The following is a 17345-nucleotide window of genomic DNA, read 5'->3' as shown; positions in this document are numbered from 1 at the left end:
CCATCGACGGCCCGCGATGTGCCCGGTGAGTCCGCCCGAAAGCCGTGGGCGACCGTGGAAGCAGTCAGGAAGCCTCGATCCCGCGTACGCCGGCCGAGGCGGCCACTTCGCGGTTCGACTGCGCTGAGAGCGAACGGTGAGCAGCGATCACCGGCAGCAGCACGGCCAGCACGCAGGCGACCCAGAAGATCGGCACGAAAGACGCGGTGTTGCCCAGCACGAGGCGAGCGACCAGCGTCAGAACCAGCGCTGCGGGTACGCCAGCGACCAGCCCCCACCAAGCAGCGCGCAGCCGGGTGGAGGCATTGCCGCGCCGTTCCCGCTTGTCGAGCCAGATGAAGGTCCCGGTCGCCACCACCACGCTCAGCGCAATCCCGAAAAGGATATAGGCAATCTTGACCGGAAGGCCGCCGTAATTCCCGAAGTGCAGGTTGTAGGTCGACGCCGAAAGCTGCTGGCCTACCGTGCCGTCGGCCAGGCCTACCGTGCCGTGAAAACCGCCGGCCGCATCGAAGGCATAATATTCGCCGAAAATGAGCCGCCGTGGGTGTTCTGCAATGATCTGCATGTGCTGTCCGGCCGTGCCCGGATCATGCAGGATCACGTAGTAGGGCTCCACCTCCGGATACTCGCGCTCCATGAAGGCGAGCGCGGGCGCGGCGTTCGGAATCCCGGCTGGCGAGGAATCGCCTTCGGGCTCATCGCCGAAGATCGGCGCCAATGCAGCGTCGCTGTCTCCGCCGTACCCGGCGGCGGCAAGCCCCCCGCCGGAGACATAGAACAGACCAATCATCGCGCCGGTCAGCGAAATGGCGAGCGCGAAGGGCAAGGTCCACACCGCCAGCCGGTTGTGCCAGTCCATCGTCGCGACATCGTCCGCCCGCCGCGCGCGCAGCCGGAAAGCATCGCGGAAAATGCGCGGATGCGCGACGACGCCCGAGACGGCGAGCGCAACGATCATCGCGCCGAACAGGCCGACCAGCGTCATTCCGTAAAGTGCGGGCAGGTTGAGGCGATAATGCAGGGCCAGCAGGAATTCGGCCCAGGCATTTTCTTCCGGCGCCGCAATTTGGCCCTGCGCATCAACATGGACGGCCTGCGTATCGGTGGTGATGGTGGTGCGCGGCAAATCTGCGGTCGGCAGGTGGACGTACAAATGCGTGGTGGTCGGCCCGTCGCTCTCGCTTTCGAGCACGTTCTCGATCGCGCGCTGAACGGCTGCCGGTTCGATCTGCGACATCTCGGGCGCGTCGAGCTGCTCGAAGCGCTGCCACTCCTCGTACAGCACGATAGCCGTACCCGTGACGCAAATAAGGTAGAGCAGCGCGCAGCACACCAGCCCCAGCGCGGAGTGCGCGGAGATCGCCTTGCGCACGGTGTCCTTGGCGAAAGCGAAGCTCATACCATGGTCCCCTGGAACATGAGGAAAGGTGCCGCAAGCGCCGCGATGCCGAGCACCCAGGCGAACTGATCCGCGCGGCGCGACATCATCAGCAGGGCAAAGGCGAGCACGGGCCAGGCGATCGGCACCGTCGCCAGAACGGCGACGTTGGCATCGGCCTCCGCGCCGCCTCCGAACAGGATCAGGGCGCGGATTGCCAGGGCGAACAACAGGCTCGCACCCAGCGCAAGCGGTCCGGCGATCGTGAAGGTCAGCAGGCCGGAACGGCCGCGCGGCTTTATCTCATTCGCCCCGCGATGCGCGGTGCGGGGCGCCTTTCGAGGCCCTCTGTTGACCGGCTTGAACGCCGCAACGGCGAGTGCAGCGAGAGCGGCGGCACCGATTACCAGTACGGTCACCGCAATGCCCCACTCGCCCGCCGCCCGGTCGGCCAGGACAAGCCCGACCAGCAATGCGCCCCATCCGGCAAGATTCAGCGGGGTCGAGCGCTTGGCCCGACCCCACGACATCCGGAGCACCGCCACGCCCGCCAGGGCAAACACGGCGGCCAGCCACATGAGAAGCCCTGCATTCATCAGAACGCGACGGTCAGCGAGCCATTGATGCTGCGCTTTTCGCCGGGGAAGCAATCGCCGCGTACCAGGCAGACGGCGAAATATTCCTCGTTTGTGATGTTACGCGCCGTCACCCGCAGGGAGAACCGGTCGAAATCGTAGCCCAGCGACAGATCGCCGACCGTCCGGCCATCCACCCGATAGGTTAGCAGATTGTTGGTGACCGCCGAGATGCCGTTGCTTTCGTTACCGCCGACATACCGAACGCCACCACCGAAGCTGAGGCCGTCCAGCGCGCCGCCGAAATTGTACAGCGCGAACAGCGAAGCCTGCCAGTCGGAGATCGAGGTGAGCGGCAGGCCGTTCGGGTCTTCCGTATCGAGATAGCTGACATTCCCGTCCAGCCGCAGGCCGCCGATCAGGGCATTGGCCTCGGCTTCGATCCCGCGAACCTTGGACACGCCCTCCTGCTGGCTGTCACCACCGACAAGCGAATTGGGGTTCGGCAGGTTGGACACCTCGATATCGAAGGCCGAGACCGTCACCAGCGCGTTGACGCCGGTCGGCTGCCACTTGATGCCCGCTTCGTACTGGCGGCCTTCTTGCGGCAGAAGCTGCTGGTTGGTGATCGTATCGATGCCCACCACCGGCTCGAAGCTCTCGGCGTAGCTCACATAAGGAGAGATCCCTGCCGGTCCCCGCCAGAGCACGCCGAAGCTGAGGCTGGTCGCATCGTCCTTCTGCGTCGCGCCGTTCTCCACGCGATTGGTCACATCGTCGAACCGGACACCTGCCGTTGCGACGAGCGAGCCCAGGCTCATCTGGTCGGAAATGTAGTAGCCAGTCGAGTCGACATAGTTGCGCGGGCCGTTGCCCTGCAACTGGCGCACCTGCTCCACCGTCGGGGCACCGGCGTAGGTCGGATCGAACACGTTCAGCGTGCCGCCGTCGAAGAGATAGGCCGTGTCGGAATCGGTGAACACGTCCTGCCGCTGCACACCGACCAGCAGTTCGTGGTCGATCGGGCCGGTCGAAAATTCACCGCGCAGACGGGCATCGATGGCCAGCTGCTCACTGCGATTATCTGCCAGGTAGAACGTCCAGGTGCCATTGCCGTTGGCATCGATCCGGGGCACGCCATTGCCCTGGAAGGCGATCCAGGCCTGGCGATAATCCGCCTGGGAATCGACATAGCGGCCGACCGCCTCGATCGAGAACGCATCGCTCAACTGCTGTTCGAACAGCAGCGTGAGAGCGAAGCTTTCCGTGTTGTAGGCGTTGAAATCGGGTGCGCCCATATATTCGTAGGGGTCGATCTCCTGCCCGCCGGGCCCCGGAAGCAGAGTGCCGGTGACGGGCAGGAACTGGTGCGCGGTGTCCGAATCCTGATCGGAGTAATTGGCCAGAATGGTGAATTCAGTCCCCCTGGCCGGGCGCAAGGTGAGCGCGGGCGCGATCACCAGCTTGTCGTCGTTCACTTCGTCGATCTGGGTGTCCGCATCGCGCAGGATGCCGACGAAGCGGAACTGCGCCTTGTCCTCGGCGCCGGGAACCGCAAAATTGATGTCGGTCGCAATCTGCTTGCGATCGAAGCTGCCATAATCGAAACGGACCTCACCTTCGGTCACGCCGTGGGGCCGCTTGGTCACCACATTGATGATGCCGCCCGGCGACCCCGCGCCATAGAGCACAGAGGCCGGGCCCTTGAGCACCTCGACCTGCTCCAGCGTATAGATGTCCTGCCGCGTCGTGTTGTAGAAGCCGAAAAGGTACTGCAGGTTGTCGCGATATTCCGGCGCATCCAGCCCGCGAACCTGCGCGAAATCGCCACGGGTAGAGAATCCGTAGGGCTCGGCGGTCACGCCCGCCGAATAGGTCAAGGCGTCGTCCAGCGACTGGGCGCCCTTCTCCTCGAAATCCTGTTCCGTCTCGATGGAGATCGAACGCGCCGTCTCTACGATCGGTGTGTCGGACTTGGTCGCGCCGAAATCGGTCAGCGACCCGGTGACGACAATCGTCGGGTCTTCAGCGCCATCGACGGGGTCACCAGTTTCGGTGCTCGCTTCAGGATCGACGGTCTGGGCCAGGGCCGGCGTGGACAGGATCAATGCGAGGGTTGCCGACGTTGCGGCGAGAATCGGTTTCAAGGTTGCATCCCTAATTTGCGTGTTCGGCGCGCTGCTACTGCGAATGGTTTTCAGTTGCAAGCGCTGCAGATGGATCATCGTGCCTGCCACGCCCGAGAGAGGAATCCGCAGGCATGCTGGCGCCATCGCGCGACCGACGACGCCTGATCTCGGGCGGTGGGACGAACTCTCGCGCAGGCCGCGCAAAATAATTCGCAAGCCAAAGCGGCAATAATCGGGTAAGGGGCCCCAACCTCGCCGAACGCAGAGCGTTTGACGATTCCCGATTTCCGCGCCGCTGATAGCAACGTCCAGCCGCCTGGGCTGCCCGGCGCGCGTGCATTGATTCCCAAGGTTATGACATGAATTTTTCCGAACTGCCCAGCACCCTGCAAAGCGCGCTGACCGAACGTGGCTACTCCGAACCGACGGACGTGCAAGCCGCCGTGCTCGAACCCGAAGCGCATGGCCGCGATCTCGTGGTCTCTGCTCAAACGGGCTCGGGCAAGACGGTTGCCTTCGGGCTGGCTTTCGCGCGCCAGCTGCTCGACGATAGCGGGAAGGTGCCCTTCCCTGCCGCGCCCCTCGCCCTCGTCATCACCCCCACCCGCGAACTCGCATTGCAGGTCAGCCGCGAGCTTTCCTGGCTCTACGCGAAGGCGGGCGGCCGTGTTGCGACCTGTGTGGGCGGGATGAACCCGTCGCAGGAGCGCAAGGCCCTCCGTTCGGGCGCGACCATCGTGGTCGGCACTCCGGGCCGCCTGCGCGATCATCTGGAACGCGGCGCGCTGGACCTGTCGGCTCTGAAGGCGGCCACGCTCGACGAGGCGGACGAGATGCTCGACATGGGATTCCGCGAAGAGCTGGAAACGATCCTCGATGCGACGCCCGAAGGACGCCGCACGCTGCTGTTCTCCGCCACAATGCCCAAGCCGATCGAGGCGCTGGCCCGCCGCTACCAGAGCAATGCCCTGCGCATTTCGACGGTCAGCGCCGATCGCGGCCATGGCGACATTTCCTACGAAGCCGTCGTGATCTCCCCCCCGGAGGTTGAGAACGCAGTGGTCAACCTGCTGCGCTATCACGAAGCGGAAACCGCCATCCTTTTCTGCGGGACGCGCGAAAAGGTACGCCACCTGCATGCGACCTTGCAGGAACGTGGCTTTGCCGTCGTCTCGCTCTCGGGCGAGAATTCGCAGTCGGAACGCAATCAGGCCTTGCAAGCGCTACGCGACCGGCGTGCACGGGTATGCGTCGCCACCGATGTCGCGGCGCGCGGCATCGACCTGCCGACACTCAGCCTCGTGGTCCATGTCGAGATTCCGCGCGATGCGGAGACGCTGCAGCACCGCTCGGGCCGCACGGGCCGTGCCGGGCGCAAGGGCACCGCAGTGCTGGTCGTTCCGTTTTCCCGCCGTCGCCGCGTCGAACAGATGCTCCGCAACGCGAAGATCGATGCCAAGTGGACAGATGCGCCCGACCGCGAGGCGATCCGGGCCAAGGACCGCGACCGCCTGATGCAGACCCTGCTGACCGCGGTGGAGCCTGACGAAGAGGACAGCGATCTGGTCGACGCTCTGCTCGCACAGCGCAGCCCCCGCGAGCTGGCCGCCATGCTCGTCGCCTCTCACCGCGCCAAGATGCCCGAACCCGAGGATCTGATCGCGAATACGCCGGAGGCACGACGCGCGGCAAAGGCCGAAAAGCATCGCCCGGGGTTTGAGGATACGGTCTGGTTCAGGATGGACATCGGCCGCCGCCGCAACGCCGACCCTCGCTGGATCCTGCCGCTGCTCTGCCGCCGCGGGCACATTACCCGCAACGAAGTCGGCGCGATCCGGATCGGCCCGGACGAGACCTACTTCCAGATTCCGCGCGCGATAGCAGACAAGTTCTCCGATGCGCTCGCCCGCACTGCAGGCGACGGCAACGATGGTGACGACGTCCGGATCGAGGCGTCGGCCAACGGACCGCGGGACACCGCTCGCGCCAACCGCAAGGGCCCGCCGCAGGGACGCCGCAACGGCAAGCCGAACCCCCACCGCAAGAACAACGACGCGACAGTGCGCCCGGGCCCCAAGGGCAAGGGCCCGCCGAAAAAGGTGAAAAACAAGAACCGGTAGGATGGGAGCGCAGTGCCCCGTCGCCAGGGGCATGTCTGCCGCCGAAACCGGGTCTGGGGCGACTACATTATCTGGCCGCCTGCTCAGGCGTCGGCGGCGCCCCAGATACGCTCCACCACCGGGCGGGTATTGTTGCGCGACTTGAACAGCTTGATTTCGAATTCGGTCTGCCACGGTCCGGGAATCTGACGCAGTTCGGGGTCTCCGCCATGGCCGGTAACGGTCGATTCCGGCAACCACGCTATCCCGAGTCCGAAGGAGGCTGCCGTGCGGACGCTTTCCGCCAGCGTGGCCCGATATCGCGTTTGCAGACGCTGACGGAATGGCGCGCCCTGAATCAGCTGTTTCACGAGGTACGACATCATCGCCGTCCCCGAATAGCCGACATAGGGAATCGGCGGCCCGTCGGCACTGTCCAGCAGGGGGTCCTCGATACTCGCGTGCGCGAAGGGCAGCAGTCGGTCGCGCCCGATGACCTTCTGCTCGAAGACGCTCGAATCGACCTCCTCGGAACCCGAAGGCAACGCATAGCTGATGAAGAAATCGGTCCGCTGCTCTGCCAGCGAGGAAAGATACTCCTCCACCGTGCGGGTCTCGGCCACAACCGAAACTGCGAACGGCCCGATCATCCGGTTCAGCCTGGAGACCAGCGAAGGGACGAAATACAGTGCCAGCGTGTGGAGCGAAGCGATGGTGACTTCGTCCCGCGTTTCGCGGGAGAGCGCTTCTGCCTGAAGCCGGGCTTCGTAAGCCTGACCGATGATTCCGCGCGCGACGGTGACGAATTCCGCCCCCGCGACGGTCAGGCGAATGGGGTGTTTCGAGCGGTCCAGAAGTTCAGCCCCGGCCCATAATTCGAGCGACTTGATGCGCCGGCTGAGCGCGGACTGCGTGATGTGCCGACGCTCCGCGGCACGCGCAAAGTGTCCCTCTTCGGCAACACAAACGAGATCCTCTAGCCATCTGAGATGCATAAGATCGACGCTTATCAGCGTCTTGCGTTTTTGTCATCGCGAATGGAAAATTTCGAATTTGCGCCGCGCGATATGCCCCGGCCTTAGTGCACGTAACGGAATGACAAACTGCAACGCACCAAGTGTTCGAAAGTTTCGTCCGGTTTCAAAAATCGATCAGGATCAATTGGGGGGTCGAATGAAAAATTTGTTGCTCGTTACGTCGTGCACGGGAGCACTGGCGATCGCACTGGCGCCTGGGGCCGCATATGCCCAGGATACCGGTTCGCAGGATGATCCTGCGACGCTTCCGGTTGCCGCCGATCAGCAGACTGCTTCGGAAGACAACGTCATCACGGTGACCGGTTCGCGCATCCGGCGTTCGAACGCCACGGCCGCCATTCCCGTGCAGATATTCAACCAAGAGACGATCGAGGAAACCGGTTCGGTCGACCTCGCGGAAGTCGTTGCCGAAATCCCCGGCGTCGATTCCGATCTCTCTCCCGAGACGACGAACACCAGCGTCCAGAATTCGGGCATCAGCACGATCAACCTTCGCCGCCTGGGCAGCGACCGGACACTGACGCTGATCGACGGCCGCCGGGCCATCTCCAACGCGGGTAACGGCGAACGCGTGAGCCTGAACACCATTCCGGCAGGCTTCGTCCGGTCGATCGAGGTCACCACCGGCGGTGCGTCCGCGATCTACGGCTCCGACGCAATCGCGGGGGTCGTGAACATCCTGCTCAAGGACGACTTCGACGGGTTCGACGCAAACCTGCGCTACGCCAAGCCGGAACGTTCGGGCGAAGAGGAAATCCTCGCCGATCTGACCTGGGGCAAGAATTTCGATGAAGGTCGCGGCAACATCATGCTCGGCTTCAGCTACGAGCATGAAGACGCGATCTACGCCGACGGGACCCGCCCCGATTCGATCCGGGCAGTGTCCTGGGGCGTGCCGAGCGACATCGGAAACTTCAACGATGAATCGCTCCTGCCGGGCTGCGATGCTTCCGGGCGCTATTGCTTCACGCCCAGCCTCAGTTCCTACATTCCCGGCGGGCGTTTCGAATCCGACGATGCGTGGAACGTCGGCGGCGTCTGGTTCAACGACCAGTCGCTGCTGCCCAATGATGGCCGGACATCGGGGGATGGTTTCGAAACCTATCCGGACGGCTTCAACTACCGTCCCGGCCAGACCCTCTCGCCGGAATACGAGATGTGGTCGGGCGCCTTCAGGGGCCGGTACGAGCTGACGCCGAGCATTTCCTTCAACGCCGGGGCGATGTACTCCGTCATCAACACGCGCGCTCGGAGTTCGTCTGAAGCGGCGATCTATGGCGATACCTATGCGGTGCTCGATGCCAACGGGAACGCGCAGTACGATGCGAACGGCGTCATCATCGAAGCCGAGCTGCCGCAGATCGCTTCGAACCATCCCTTCATCCCGCCCGAAGTCGAGGAAACCCGCTCGGGCTCGGTCAGCTGGTATCGCCGTTTCACCGAACTGGGCTGGGACGAGAAGATCAACGAGCGCAAGACGCTGCGGACAAACTTCAGCCTGACCGGCAATGCATGGGGCGACTGGCAGTGGAATGTCGGCGGCACCTACGGCACCTACAACCAGCATCAGCGCGACATCAACGAGATCGACCTGCAGCACCTGGCAAACGCGCTTCAGGTGACAACGGTCGGCGGAGAGGTCGTCTGCGCCAGCGCCGCCGCGCGTGCGGAAGGCTGTGTTCCGGTCAATATCTTCGGTGAAGGTTCGATCACCGACGCCATGGCCAACTACATCCGCTACGATGCCGACCTGCGGCAGGAGCGCGAGCAGGTGACCGGCCTCGCCAGTGCCAATGGCACGCTGCTGGAGCTTCCAGCCGGGCCGCTGAAGGCTGCTATCGGCCTGGAGTACCGCCGCGAGTACCAGCGCACCTGGGGCCAGGGCGGTGACAAGATCCTCCAGACGACCTCGACCGGTGTGCCCGATATCGACGCGCGTTTCGACGTCGTCGAAGCGTTTGCCGAGCTCGACATTCCCGTCGTCGAGTCGGTCTCGCTCCAGCTGGCTGGCCGCGTTGCCGACTATTCAACGGTGGGCACCGTCTACAGCTACAATATCGGTGGCAGCTACTTCCCCAGCCCCGATGTCCGCTTCCGCACGCAATATTCGCGTTCGCAGCGCGCACCGACGCTGACCGAGTTCTTCTCTCCGCCGCGCGGGGATTACGATTCGCTCAACGACCCGTGCGACGGCCTGCTGCCTGATGGCTCGGGGATCACCCCTCCTCCGGGCAGCAATACGCCTGCATCGACGATCGCCACGAATTGCCTCGCCGAGCCGGGCATCCAGGCCTATTTTGCCGATCCCGCGAATGCCGGGCAGGACTTCAGCGCCGGCGGCAGCGTCTTCGGCCCGAACGCGGGCAATACCAACCTGACCGAGGAAACGGCGGACACCTTCACGGCGGGCGTGATCTTCACTCCCAGGTTCGTGCCCGGGCTCGCGCTGATCGTGGACTACTACCAGATCAACGTGAAGGACGCGATCGGATCCGTTTCGACCCAGCTCGCGGCCGAGCTGTGCTATACGGCGGAGAATTATCCGAATAACCGTTTCTGCGACACGATCACCCGCAATGCGGCCAACGGCCAGGTCCGCGAGGTCATCAACCAGGCGGAGAACCTGGACGAGTACAAGACTGCCGGTATCGACACTACGCTCGACTACGATTTCGAGATTGGCGGTATCCCGGGCGATTTCGACCTCAACGTGATCTACACCCACTACCTGGAAGATTCGTACAGCTTCCAGGCGATCGACGGGCTGCAAGAAGAAAACACGCTCGGCATCATCGGCAATCCGCAGGACGAATTCCGCGCCAAGATCGGCTGGGGTCACAAGGGGCTGCGGCTGGCCTGGACGACGCTCTTCAAGAGCGGCGGTGTTGACGACAAGGACGTGGCGCCCGGCGACCCGGCCTACTTCAGCATCGGATCGCAGGCCTATCACAACATCTACGTTGGCTACACGCTGCGCAGCCGCCCCACGATCCGCTTCTATGCGGGCGTGAACAACCTGTTCGATGATCTCGGCCCGTTCCTGCCGAGTGGCCTCGACAGCGGGAACAGCCGCAACATCGTGTCCTCGCTCAACGACCTCGACGGACGCGAATTCTACCTGGGCGCCCGTTTCGCGTTCTAACGATCATCAATAGGCAGGAGGGCCGAACGGGATATCGTCCGGCCCTCCCCCTTTCGATCGCTTCCTGAAATCCGGAATCCTGCTGGAGGCTCGCCCCGCCGTGCGGTTGCTATTTCCCCTGACTCTTGCCGCCATTCTAGCCGCCAGTGTGCCCGCAGGGGCGCAGGAGCGGCGGCAGTTCGGCGACAATCTATTTCTCGAAAACGTGCCGCAGTCCGTGCTCTACGACGGGCGCGAGGTCGCCGGCCACATGCAGACCCAGAACAGCTATTCGGTGCGGGGCTGGACGCACGACGGCGACGCGCTGCTCTTCTCCTATCGCGGTGACCTCTATCGCCGGTCCAGCGTCAAGGGCGACTACGTCAAGCTTCTCGACCTACCGGGCCTCAGCCTTTCCAATGCCAAACCCGCGTCGGTTTGCGGGCGCAATGGCTATGTCTTCACCTCGGATCGCGATGGCGACGAATATAGCGCCGTCTACCTGACCGACGGACGGTCCTTCGACGCCGACAAGGTCTCGCCGGGTCGGTCGCGCAATATCTCGGTCATCGTATCCGACACCGGCGACCAGATCGCTTATGCCAGTGCCGAGGCGGGCACTGGCGTATGGCAGCTGATCGTGCAGCCCGGCTGCGCCGATCGGCCGCCGCAAGTGCTCGCGCGGGGGAACGCGCCGTTCTATCCCGATGATTTCAGCCCGGATGGCCGCTACCTGCTTGCCGAAGGCCCGGCCGAGGACGGCTTCAAGCTCTCCGAGATCGACCTCGAAACGGGCGAGGAGACAATCCTCGTGGAGGCGGAGGAGGACGTGAAGGATTCCGCCTACTCCGCAGATGGGCGGTACGTCTTCTTCACAAGCAACGCCTATTCCGATTTCACCGATCTGATGCGCTATGATCGCGAGACCGGCGAGTTGATACCGGTGCTCAGCGATGTCGGCTTCGACATTGATGGCATCGCCGTCTCCCCCGATCGCAGCCGCATGGCGGTCTCGTACAACCGGGACGGTCTATCGACGATCCTGGTGATCGACATGAACCGGCTGGAGCTTGTGGCAGGCCCATCCGAGCGCTCGCCCGGGGTGGTCTCCAGCATGCGCTTTTCCCCCGATGGCGAAATGCTGGCGATGAGCGTGTCGCAGCCCGAAGTGCCTTGGCGCTCGGGTCTCTACGACTATCGCACCGGGGCGTTCGAGCCCTGGACGGGCGGTTTCAAGCCGAACCAGAAGATGACCTCGCTGGTGCCGGACCTGACCACCTACAAGACGTTCGACATGGATGGCGACGCGCCCCGGCGCATCCCGCTGCTGGCCTATCGCCCCTCGACCGCCTCGCCCGAGAATCCGGCGCCGGTCGTAATCTTCGCCCATGGCGGTCCGGAATCGCAGTCGCGCCCCAGCTTCAGCCGCTTCTACCACTATATCGTGACTCAGATGGGCATCGCAGTGCTGCGGCCGAACATCCGCGGCTCCGATGGTTACGGCAAGACCTTCGAACAGCTCGACGAGACGACCCGGCGCGGAGACGCGATCCGCGACATCGGCGCGTTGCTGGACTGGATCGAGGAGCAGCCCGATCTCGACGCCTCGCGCGTGGTCGTTGCGGGCGGCTCCTACGGCGGGTTCGTTTCGCTGGCGTCGCTGGTCGAGTACTCGGATCGGCTGAAGGGCGGAATTTCGCGTTTCGGCGTCTCCGATTTCGCGTCCTTCATGGAAAATACCGAGCCTTACCGGGTCGACAACCGGCGGCGCGAGTACGGCGACGAGCGTGATCCGGAGATCGCGGCGTTCTTCCAGCAGATTTCGCCGATGCAGAATGCGGACCGGATCACCGTACCCGTGCTGTTTATCCAGGGGGGCAACGATCCGCGCGTGCCGCAGCAGCAGTCCGAAGATATGATCGCCGCAATCCGCGCCAACGGGGTGCGGGTGTCCTACGTGCTCGCCACGGACGAGGGGCACGGTTTCGACAAGAGCGAGAACAGCCGCATTTCCACCGGTGCGCAGATCGCTTTCCTGCGCGAAATGCTGTTGGACTGAGTTAGACGCCCGATCACGGCCTGGGCCGCCCGCAGATCCTGATCCCGACGGGAATATCTACGGCACACCTGCACAACCGCTGCCCGAAATTCGGGACGGATCGATCCCTCGCCTCACCGACCCGGCTGTATTATGCGCGCCCGGTTCACGGCAAATGCTTGAGCCGTGAAGGGGCAGGTACGGTTCGCAGCAACACGGCAAGTTCCTGCGTCGTGTCCCTCATCCGGTCGATCCGGCCGGCTGCAAGTTCGCGATCCTGGAACGGCCAGGCGGCGGGGTTGTCCGCATACCGATCGAGGAACGCGGCTGCCGTGGCCATGCCGCGCCCGTCCTCCAGCTGGGCCTCCCACAGGTCGAGCCCCACGCATTCGCCGATGGTCGCCAGTCTCGCCGCACCGTCGACGACGAAATGTGCATAATGCCAGCTGCGGGTGCGCTTGAGTTCGTCGAGGAAGCGGCCCTGCCTGTCCATCTGCACGCCGATCCGGAACTCGGGAAACTTCGCCACCAGAGTGCGCGTGACATCGTCCGCCCCGGCAAACAGCAGGAAGTGCGCGAGGTAGAAATCGTAGAACACGCCGTGATTGTTGCGCTTGTTCATCTCCTCGGCGCCGATATCGCTGGATGCCATCCACACCGCGAAATCGGCGTACCATTTGCGGATTGTAGTCTTCTCCTCGGCCGACATTGCGTCCGACGGCCAAAGCAGCCCCAGCGCTTCGACGATCGTAGAGAATTCGGATGCCTCGATGATGCCCTCGCCCCGCCCGTTCACCCGGCCCGGAATCCCCTGCGCAAAATTGAAATGCGGGTTCATGCGCGTGGCCGGCGTGACGAACCATGCGCGAGCCAGCTTGGCGGCATGGTCGGCAAATCGCTCCTCCCCGGTAATACGATAGGCAAGCGCGAGCGCCTCCATGTCGCTGGCGAGGTTGCGGATGCGCGATCGGTCGAATTCAGGGCCATCGCGCTCGGGATTCACCTCGCCGTCACGGCGCGTATAGGGCAGGCCGTCGCCGGAGCCCGAAGGCCACCAGTACGGCCCGATCGAAGCATAGTCGTTCGCCGTGGCCCCGGGCACGGGGCGCGGTTTGTCGGTTACCGAATAAGGCCCGTTGTCCAGCGCCTTCTCCGCCTCGCGCAGCACCTGTGCGCGCATGGCCTCGTCGCGCGCGATCGCCTCGATCCAGCGGGGCCGCCAGAGGAAGGTACGGGCGCCATCGAAGTCCTGCGCATAGCCTGCCGAGCCGCGACATACCGGCGCGCCCTCGGTCGGAGTGAATGCAGGAACGGCGACCTCACCGTCCTGCGCGGCGGCAGGGGCCGCAATCATCAAGCCTGCCAGAATACTAGCGCGAAACATCGCCCGTCCCTCCCATGGCCGCGCGCCATTCCGCCGCATTGGCGCGGCAGAAGTCGCCCGGTTCGTAGTGCTTCAATGCGGCGAGCGCGATGCCGCCATCGACCGCGCCCTGCAGATCGGATGCGTCCTCCAGCCAGCAGGCGAGTACACCGGCGGCAAAGGCATCTCCCGTACCGATCCGGTCGATGATACCCGTCAGCACCCGCTCCTCGCTCTCGGCGGCAGCCTCTCGGCTGTCGATCCGCGCGACGATGCGATGGGTGGTGCCGTTCCCTACGTGGCGCGCCGTGCTGGATATCGCCGTGAGATCGGGAAACTTCTCCAGTAGCGCCAGCGCGGCCTCGCGCCGGCGGGCTGCGCCGTCGCCCGAAAATTCGCGCCCCAGCAGCAGCGAGACGTCCTTGTGATTGCCGAAAAGAATGTCCGCCATCGCCACCATCTCGGCGATCTCGTCGCGCCCATCGCGCCCGCTCGCTTTCCAAAGGGACGGACGGTAATTGCCATCGAAAGACAGGGTCAGGCCCCGCTCCTTCGCCTTCCTGGCGAGCGCGCGCGTAGCCGTTGAAGAGGCTTCGCTGACGGCCAGAGAGATGCCCGAAACGTGCAGGTGACGCACGCCATCGAGAACCGCGGGATCGTAATCCTGCGTCTTCGCAAAGGCGCTTCTGGCGCGATCGTAGACCACCTCTCCGCCGCGCGGGCCGGCGGCGGGGGTCAGAAAATAGGTGCCCATCCTGCCCTCGGCAGTGACGACATGATCGCCGTCCACCCCCTCGCGCCGCAAGGCCTTGAGCGCCAGCGTGCCGAGGGCATTGTTCGGAAGTGCAGAGACCATGCGGGTTGCGAACCCGAGATTCGCTAGCGCGACCGCTACATTGGCCTCCGCCCCGCCCACATGCACGTCTAGCTTCGCGGTGTCGCGCAGGGTCGCACCGTCGCACGCGGCGAAGCGCAGCAATATCTCGCCGAAACAGGCGACCGCACCCTCCATCAGCGGGCCAGCCATCCCCCGTCGACCGCAAGGATGTGTCCCTGCACGTAATCCGCCGCGCCGCTCGACAGGAAAACCGCTGCGCCGCCGATATCGGAGGGGTCGCCCCAGCGTCCTTCGGGGATACGCTCCATGATCTGCCGGTTGCGGGTCTCGTCGGCCTGCAGAGCCGCGGTGTTGTTGGTCGCGATGTAGCCGGGCGCGATCGCGTTCACGTTGATGCCCTTGGGCGCCCACTCGTTAGCCAGCAGCTTGGTCAGGCCGCCCACCCCGCTTTTCGAGGCGGTGTAGCTGGGCACGCGGATGCCGCCCTGGAAGGTCAGCATGGAGGCGATGTTGACGATCTTGCCGCGCGCGCCGTCCTGCGATGCCCAGCCGGTCATGTGCCGTGCGACCGCCTGGCTGAGGAAGAACAGAACCTTCAGGTTCACGTCCATCACCGCGTCCCAGTCCTCCTCCGAGAAATCGAGCGCGTCCTCGCGCCGGATGATCCCGGCATTGTTGACGAGGATGTCGATCCGGCCCAGCGCGTCGACCGTCTCGTTGACGATCCGCTGGCACGGCTCGATCGAGGAAAGGTCCGCCATGACGACATGCGTACGGACGCCTTCGGCCTCCACCATCGCCTTTGTTTCATCCGGACTGCGCCTTGCAGTGAGCGCGATATCCGCCCCCGCCTTCGCGAGCGCGACGGCGATGCCCTGCCCTATGCCGGTATTGGCGCCGGTAACCAGCGCCACCTTGCCCGACAGATCGAACGCGTTGCCAGCCACGATTACAGCCCGCGCAGGTAGTTGCTGATCTCTTCGTCCTGCGAATTCTTGTAGAACAGCTCTTCGAACTTCTCGCCCGCAATCGCGCTCTTGAGAAGGTCCTGATCGACATTCTTGAGCACGGTCAGCATGTCGTGGCAGGTCTTCGCCTTGAGGTCGGCCAGAACGCTGCGGTTCTTGGCCATGATCTCGGCGCGTTCCTTGGGATATCCCACCCCGCTCTCGCCCTCGAAGAGCTTGCGATAGCAATCCTGCAGGTTGAGCTCGGCCGCCCAACCGAAGCCCTTGGCGTAGGGCATCGCAATGGCGTTGCCGTCGTTGATCTGGGCGAACAGGAAGGCGTCGGTCGGGTCGATCACCAGCCCGCAGAACACGCCGGGCATGGCGTTGGCGGCAAGCATCGAGCCCGAGCCAGTGCCGCAGCCCGTGACGACGAAATCGGCAGCGCCGGAATTCAGCAGGATGCCGGTCAGCAGACCGACCATCGGATAGGTGATCTGGGCCGTGTCATCGGCGGTGTACATGCCGTAATTGTGGACCTCGTGGCCAAGCTCCCCCGCGACCGTGGTCAGCGCGTCGTGGATCATGCCGTTCTTGGCAGCCTGGCTGTTCTCGTTGATGAGCGCGATTTTCATGGGTCTGTATCTCTCCGGAAGGGGTTTGACGGCCTGCCTTTGGCATCGCCGCACAGTTATCTGCTTGGCCCTTGGGTAACCGGTGTCATATAGCAACGCAAGGGCCGATTTGGCGATTTACGACAGGTAGTGGCGCAGTCAGGTCGGTGGGACGACGGACCCGCGCTCGATCAGGGTCGAAGGGAGCAGCCAGTCCTGCTGGGACGGGCTTCCTGGCGGGTCTATGATCTTGCGCGCCGCGCTCAACGCCATCTGCTTGATCGGCCAGTGGACCGTCGTCAGCGACGGCCAGATATGGCTCGAGAGCGGCGTATCATCGAACCCTACGATCGATACGTCTTCGGGGATGCGCAGCCCGTGCCGGCGGCAGGCGATCATTGCGCCGATCGCCATCTCGTCGTTGCAGGCGAAGATGGCGGTGGCGTTCATGCCCTTCGCCATCAGGTCTTCCGCCGCGGTGACACCCGATTCGAAGGTGTAGCTGCCGGGGCGGATCAGGCTTTCGTCCAGCTCCAGCCCCGCTCGCTCCATCGCCTCCTCGAACCCGGCCCGCCGTTCCCGCGGGGAGGTGAAGCCCTCCGGCCCCTCGATCAACGCGATACGGGTATGCCCCTTGTCGATCAGGTATGTAACCGCGTCGCGCACCGCCTCGCGGTCGTTCGAACTGACCACGTGCTCCGCGTCGTCCAGCTGCACGGAACCCATGCGGACATAGCGGCAATCAAATTCGCGGCAGAGTTCGGCGAGCGAATCCCGCTCGGAAATCGGCGGCAGCAGCACCACGCCATAAGGCCTTTGGCGCTCCAGAAACGCCCGGATGTCCGCCTCTATGGTCGGCGAGTTTCGGTCCACCGGCTGCACCATCAGGCCGAATTCGGTATCCGCGATCCCTTCAAGAATGCCCTGTTGCACGTTCACAAGGAACTGGGCGTTGGGGTTGTCGTGGATCGCGGCGATGATGAAATTGCGGCGCAGCGCCAGCGCGCGGGCCTGCATGTTGGGGACGAAGCCGATCTCCTTGATGACCGCTTCGACCTTCTCGCGCGTCTTGTCGCTCAGGAGCGGCGACTTGTTGATGACCCGGCTTACTGTCTTCTTCGAGACATTGGCGACACGCGCCACATCGTTGATCGTCGGTTTGCTGTCGGTCCCCATCCGCCAGGTCTTATGGCCAATTGTTCG

The 17345-nt window shown here is 64.1% G+C and carries 12 protein-coding genes; 3 read left to right on the top strand and 9 right to left on the bottom strand.

The window, feature by feature from the left end; genetic code table 11:
* Positions 1-64: 64 nt before the first annotated feature.
* Genes ADAD_RS0109030 through ADAD_RS0109020 form a run of 3 tightly spaced genes read right to left on the bottom strand, consistent with a single transcriptional unit; the run spans position 65 to position 4103 of the window.
* A complete protein-coding gene (locus ADAD_RS0109030) occupies positions 65-1402 on the bottom strand; it encodes a PepSY-associated TM helix domain-containing protein (RefSeq protein ID WP_010412869.1) in 1338 nt (445 codons plus the stop codon).
* Complete coding sequence (locus tag ADAD_RS0109025; RefSeq protein ID WP_237700799.1) at positions 1399-1959, bottom strand: hypothetical protein; 561 nt, start codon at positions 1957-1959, stop codon at positions 1399-1401. The genes ADAD_RS0109030 and ADAD_RS0109025 overlap by 4 nt, the downstream gene beginning before the upstream one ends.
* A 17-nt stretch (positions 1960-1976) precedes the next feature.
* Positions 1977-4103, bottom strand: coding sequence for a TonB-dependent siderophore receptor (locus tag ADAD_RS0109020; RefSeq protein WP_033193308.1), 2127 nt, complete (start codon positions 4101-4103; stop codon positions 1977-1979).
* Between the two features lie 341 nt (positions 4104-4444).
* Between ADAD_RS0109020 and ADAD_RS0109015 the strand changes: the two genes are divergently transcribed.
* Positions 4445-6205, top strand: coding sequence for a DEAD/DEAH box helicase (locus ADAD_RS0109015; protein WP_010412861.1), 1761 nt, complete (start codon positions 4445-4447; stop codon positions 6203-6205).
* Positions 6206-6288: 83 nt separating this feature from the next.
* Here ADAD_RS0109015 and ADAD_RS0109010 read toward each other — a convergent pair whose 3' ends face one another.
* Positions 6289-7179: a LysR family transcriptional regulator gene (locus ADAD_RS0109010; protein ID WP_010412858.1), complete on the bottom strand. Its 891-nt coding sequence runs from the start codon at positions 7177-7179 to the stop codon at positions 6289-6291.
* 178 nt (positions 7180-7357) lie between these two features.
* Between ADAD_RS0109010 and ADAD_RS0109005 the strand changes: the two genes are divergently transcribed.
* Entirely contained in the window at positions 7358-10363 is a 3006-nt protein-coding gene (locus ADAD_RS0109005) for a TonB-dependent receptor plug domain-containing protein (protein ID WP_010412854.1), read from the top strand.
* Positions 10364-10469: 106 nt separating this feature from the next.
* On the top strand, positions 10470-12401 hold the full coding sequence (locus ADAD_RS0109000; RefSeq protein ID WP_158005190.1) for a S9 family peptidase: 1932 nt from the start codon (positions 10470-10472) through the stop codon (positions 12399-12401).
* 145 nt (positions 12402-12546) lie between these two features.
* Here the strand turns inward: ADAD_RS0109000 and ADAD_RS15790 are convergent, their stop codons facing one another.
* The 5 genes from ADAD_RS15790 to ADAD_RS0108975 form a co-directional block, all read right to left on the bottom strand.
* Positions 12547-13764, bottom strand: a complete 1218-nt coding sequence (locus ADAD_RS15790; protein ID WP_158005189.1) for an alginate lyase family protein — start codon at positions 13762-13764, stop codon at positions 12547-12549.
* Positions 13751-14770 (bottom strand): sugar kinase, encoded by a 1020-nt coding sequence (locus tag ADAD_RS0108990; protein ID WP_010412845.1) that lies wholly within the window; start codon positions 14768-14770, stop codon positions 13751-13753. Before ADAD_RS0108990 ends, ADAD_RS15790 begins: the two co-directional genes overlap by 14 nt.
* A complete protein-coding gene (gene kduD / locus ADAD_RS0108985; RefSeq protein ID WP_010412843.1) occupies positions 14755-15528 on the bottom strand; it encodes a 2-dehydro-3-deoxy-D-gluconate 5-dehydrogenase KduD in 774 nt (257 codons plus the stop codon). Before kduD ends, ADAD_RS0108990 begins: the two co-directional genes overlap by 16 nt.
* A gap of 2 nt (positions 15529-15530) precedes the next feature.
* Complete coding sequence (locus tag ADAD_RS0108980) at positions 15531-16163, bottom strand: RpiB/LacA/LacB family sugar-phosphate isomerase (protein ID WP_010412841.1); 633 nt, start codon at positions 16161-16163, stop codon at positions 15531-15533.
* Positions 16164-16301: 138 nt separating this feature from the next.
* On the bottom strand, positions 16302-17318 hold the full coding sequence (locus ADAD_RS0108975; protein ID WP_010412838.1) for a LacI family DNA-binding transcriptional regulator: 1017 nt from the start codon (positions 17316-17318) through the stop codon (positions 16302-16304).
* Positions 17319-17345 lie beyond the last annotated feature (27 nt).

This window comes from Citromicrobium sp. JLT1363 (genome assembly GCF_000186705.1).
Lineage (GTDB): Bacteria > Pseudomonadota > Alphaproteobacteria > Sphingomonadales > Sphingomonadaceae > Alteriqipengyuania.
The sequence above is the reverse complement of the archived record's forward strand: the minus strand, read 5'-3'. Positions and strand labels throughout refer to the sequence as shown.

Bases quoted from the DNA above. Each gene is read 5' to 3' on its own strand.
- ADAD_RS0109030 (WP_010412869.1), bottom strand. From the start codon at position 1,402: ATGAGCTTCGCTTTCGCCAAGGACACCGTGCGCAAGGCGATCTCCGCG.
- ADAD_RS0109025 (WP_237700799.1), bottom strand. From the start codon at position 1,959: ATGTGGCTGGCCGCCGTGTTTGCCCTGGCGGGCGTGGCGGTGCTCCGG.
- ADAD_RS0109015 (WP_010412861.1), top strand. From the start codon at position 4,445: ATGAATTTTTCCGAACTGCCCAGCACCCTGCAAAGCGCGCTGACCGAA.
- ADAD_RS0109010 (WP_010412858.1), bottom strand. From the start codon at position 7,179: ATGCATCTCAGATGGCTAGAGGATCTCGTTTGTGTTGCCGAAGAGGGA.
- ADAD_RS0109005 (WP_010412854.1), top strand. From the start codon at position 7,358: ATGAAAAATTTGTTGCTCGTTACGTCGTGCACGGGAGCACTGGCGATC.
- ADAD_RS15790 (WP_158005189.1), bottom strand. From the start codon at position 13,764: ATGTTTCGCGCTAGTATTCTGGCAGGCTTGATGATTGCGGCCCCTGCC.
- ADAD_RS0108990 (WP_010412845.1), bottom strand. From the start codon at position 14,770: ATGGCTGGCCCGCTGATGGAGGGTGCGGTCGCCTGTTTCGGCGAGATA.
- ADAD_RS0108980 (WP_010412841.1), bottom strand. From the start codon at position 16,163: ATGAAAATCGCGCTCATCAACGAGAACAGCCAGGCTGCCAAGAACGGC.
- ADAD_RS0108975 (WP_010412838.1), bottom strand. From the start codon at position 17,318: ATGGGGACCGACAGCAAACCGACGATCAACGATGTGGCGCGTGTCGCC.